Genomic DNA, 3,480 nt, shown 5'->3' with positions numbered 1-3,480 from the left:
GCCGGGAAGTGGGCGTAGCCGGGGACGCGTTCGTCAGCGGGCAGCGGGGTGGCGGGGCCCGGGCCGGGCCGGGGGGGGGGCCCCCGGCCTCCCCGCCGGGGGCACCGCGCTGACGAGCCGTGAGGTGCGGAGCGGGTACGCTGGCACGCCCGACGAAGGGCGGGGCGTACGGTGTGTCCACGACCCGGCGAGGAGAGACGGCATGGTTGCGAACTTCCCCGAGACAGCCATCAGCACCGAACGGCTGCTGCTGCGCGCCCTTGAGGAGCAGGACGCCCCCGGACTGGCCGCCATGCTCGGCGACGAACTCGTCCAGACCTGGACCGGCCACCCCCGCCCCTACCGGCAGGACGACGCCCACGAGCTGATCGCCCGTCACGCGCCCGAACGGCGCGCCCGGGGGCGCGGAATCGTTTTCGCCGTCACCGAGCACCTCACCCAGCGCCTGGTCGGCCTGCTCGAACTCGACCGCACCGACTGGCACCTGCGCGCCACCGAGGTCCGCTTCGTCACCGCCCCCTGGGCCCGCGGCGAGGGCTACGCGCCCGAGGCCGTCCTCGGCACCGCCCAGTGGCTGTTCGAGGACCGCGGCTTCCAGCGCCTCGAACTGCGCACCGCCGCCGGCAACACCGCAGCCCAGCAGGTCGCCCAGAAGGCCGGCGCGATCAGCGAGGGCGTGCTGCGCAACGCCGCCATAGTCCGCGGCGGCGAGTGGGGCCCCGGCCCCGAGGAGCACACCGACCTGATCGTGTGGAGCCTGCTCCCCGAGGACCTCGATCCGCCCGAACCCGTCCGCCCCGACGACCGCTATCACGCCCTGCGGCACTGACCCCCCACGCCTTGTGCGCCCGTTGTTCACGACCCCGGCGCGCGCCACGACTCCGCACCACCCCGGCCAAGCGGTAGCCTCTGCGCAGGGAGCGCCCGCGGCGCACCCCACCAGGGGCGGAACGACGGCGTAGGGAGAACAGCCGCAGATGGCTGACCGGATCACGGTCATCGGGTGGGACGGCACCCCGCTGACCCAGGCCGCCGCCGGAGCACTCGCCGGAGCCACCCTGGTCGCCGGGGCGGGCTACCAGCTCGCCGCCCTCCCCGTCCCCGAACGCGCCGAACGCATCGGCCTCGCCGACCTGCGCGCCGCCGCCCGGAGGATCGCCGACCACCGCGGCACCGCCGTCGTCGTCGCCGAGGGCGACCCCGGCTTCTTCGGCGTCGTGCGCACCCTGCGCCGCCCCGAGTACGGCCTCGAACTCGAAGTCCTGCCCGCCGTCTCCTCGGTGGCCACCGCCTTCGCCCGGGCCGGCATGGCCTGGGAGGACGCCCAGGTGGTCTCCGCCCACGGCGGCCGCCTGCGCCGCGCCGCCAACGTCTGCCGCGCCCACCCCAAGGTCGCCGTCCTCACCACCGGCGGCGCCGGGCCCAGCGAACTCGCCCTGATGCTCCGCGGCGTCCCCCGCACCTTCGTGGTCTGCGAGGCGCTCGGCACCCCCGAGGAGGACGTCACCGTCCTCACCTCCGAGCGCGTCCCCGACCACGACTGGCGCGACCCCTCGGTCGTCCTGGTCATCGGCAACGTCCCGCCCGCCGAGGCCGCCTCCGGCTGGCTGGCCGGCAAACCCCTCGACCACCCCGGCACCCAGCGCGGCTGGGCGCTCCCCAACCGGGCGTACGCCGGAGCGGACGCCGACGCCAGGCGCCCCCGCGCACTCCCGCCGCACGTCCGTGCGCTGGCCCTGGCCCGGCTCGCCCCCGCACCCGGCGACCTGCTGTGGACCGTCGGCGCCGGGGACGGCGCGCTCGCCGTCGAGGCCGCCCGGTTCGGCGCCGCCGTGGTCGCCGTCGAGGCCGAACCCGCCGACTGCGCCCGGATCTCCGCCAACGCCCGCAAGTACGGCGTCGAGGTCGAGACCGCCGCCGGATCCGGCCCCGAGGTGCTCGGCGCGCTCCCCGAACCCGACGCCGTCGCCGTCGAGCACGGCGGCCCCGCCATGGTCCGCGCCGTCACCGCCCGCAAGCCCGGCCGGGTGGTCGCCGTCGCCCGCGGCCTCGCCGAGGCCACCGAGACCCGCCGGATCCTGGACGCCGCGGGCTACCGCACCGACGGCCTGCTGCTCCAGTCCGCCCCCCTGCGGGCCGAGTCCGACGCGGGCGCCGGGCCCTCCTTCGGGCGCGGCGACTACACCCTGCTGATCTGGGGCGAACCGTACGACTGATCTCCGTTTCCGCAGCCAGCCGGCCGTCCGACCCGGGCGGTACGGTGATCCCCGTCGCATCCGGACAGGGTTTCGAGATCGGCCCGGCCGCGGCCGGTAGGGTTTCCCCGGGGGACCAACCCGTCGATGCAGCACCGTGTCCGATCCGGCCCGGTTGCCACCCATTTGACGCGTTGCAACCCGAACGGCCCGCTTCGCGGGCATTCGACGCGGTGCGCACCCGCCCGGAAGAATGCCGTGAGGGTCCGGAGCGGCCGCGCCGTCGTGCCGGTTGCCCGGGGCCGTCGTTGTTTCTGATGGCACGCCACCCGTGCGGGTGACGGCCGATGGAGTAAGGGACGGGTCGGTGCGGTTCCGTTCCGGCGAAGTGGGCGGGGCCTCCGGGGACTCGCCGAGGACGCGCAAGCGGCCTGGAAGGAGCATTGACATGACCGACGGCGGACACGCCCCCAGCGCCGGTCCCCTCGCGCCCGAACCCGGGCCCGGCGGACCCGTTCCGGAGCCCCACCTCGGCGCGCCCCTCCAGCCCGCCGCGCCCGCCGGGCCCTGGCACGGCGAACAGCGGCCCGCGTACACCTTCCTCGACCAGCCCGACGGCGAGGAGGAGGACGACGTCCTCCTGATGCCCGGCCCGCAGACCGCCTGGGGCGACGCGGCGCAGGGCGTCGAGGGCGCCGTCGGCGAACAGCCGCCCGGCACCCCCGTCGCGCCGTCCTGGCCGCCGCTCGCGCCCCCCGTCCTCACCGTCGCCACCCCCGCCGAGGCCGCGCCGCTCACGGCCGCCGCCCCGGTCGAGGCCGTCCCGGCGGCGCCGAGCGCGGAGGGCGCGGAGGGCGTCGCGGTGCCCACCGGCGAAGCGGGCGCCAGCGGCACCCTGCACCTCGGCGCCCCGCAGGCGCAGCCCGCGGCCCCGGCCGCCACCGCCGTCCAGCAGCCCGCGCCGCCCCAGCCGCGCCGCCCGCTGCACGCCGGACCGCCGATCCCGGACCCGTCCCTGATGACCGGTCACGTCCCCGTCCGCTCCCTCGCCGACCGCGGCCCGTCCGCGCCCGGCGGCACGCCCGCGTACGGGGTGCCGGTGCCGGGCGCGGAAACGGTGCAGCAGGCGCAGCAGCAGCCGCAGCCGGTTCCGGCCGCGGTCCCCGTGCAGGCCCCGGCCGTCCAGGTGCCCGCGCCGGTGCAGCCGCAGGTGGTCGAGGCTGCCGCGGCCGCGGACGTCGCCGAGCCGGTGGCGCACGACGAGCAGGCCGTGGAGGCCGCACCG

2 protein-coding genes and 1 pseudogene are annotated in these 3,480 nt (G+C 77.4%); all 3 read left to right on the top strand.

From position 1 onward, the window contains the following. Positions 1-202 precede the first annotated feature (202 nt). Positions 203-829, top strand: coding sequence for a GNAT family N-acetyltransferase (locus ACWEO5_RS38185; RefSeq protein WP_344555231.1), 627 nt, complete (start codon positions 203-205; stop codon positions 827-829). 148 nt (positions 830-977) lie between these two features. Continuing rightward, positions 978-2,216 (top strand): precorrin-6y C5,15-methyltransferase (decarboxylating) subunit CbiE, encoded by a 1,239-nt coding sequence (cbiE, locus tag ACWEO5_RS38180; RefSeq protein WP_452166662.1) that lies wholly within the window; start codon positions 978-980, stop codon positions 2,214-2,216. Positions 2,217-2,643: 427 nt separating this feature from the next. Then, positions 2,644-3,480: pseudogene (locus tag ACWEO5_RS38175) on the top strand (hypothetical protein); the annotation flags it as partial.

The sequence above is a fragment of the Kitasatospora sp. NPDC004272 genome (assembly GCF_053603035.1).
Note: the sequence above shows the minus strand (reverse complement) of the source record. Positions and strands in the feature narration are given on the sequence as shown.

Coding starts and splice junctions, on each gene's coding strand:
- ACWEO5_RS38185 (WP_344555231.1), top strand. CDS start 203: ATGGTTGCGAACTTCCCCGAGACAGCCATCAGCACCGAACGGCTGCTG.
- cbiE (WP_452166662.1), top strand. CDS start 978: ATGGCTGACCGGATCACGGTCATCGGGTGGGACGGCACCCCGCTGACC.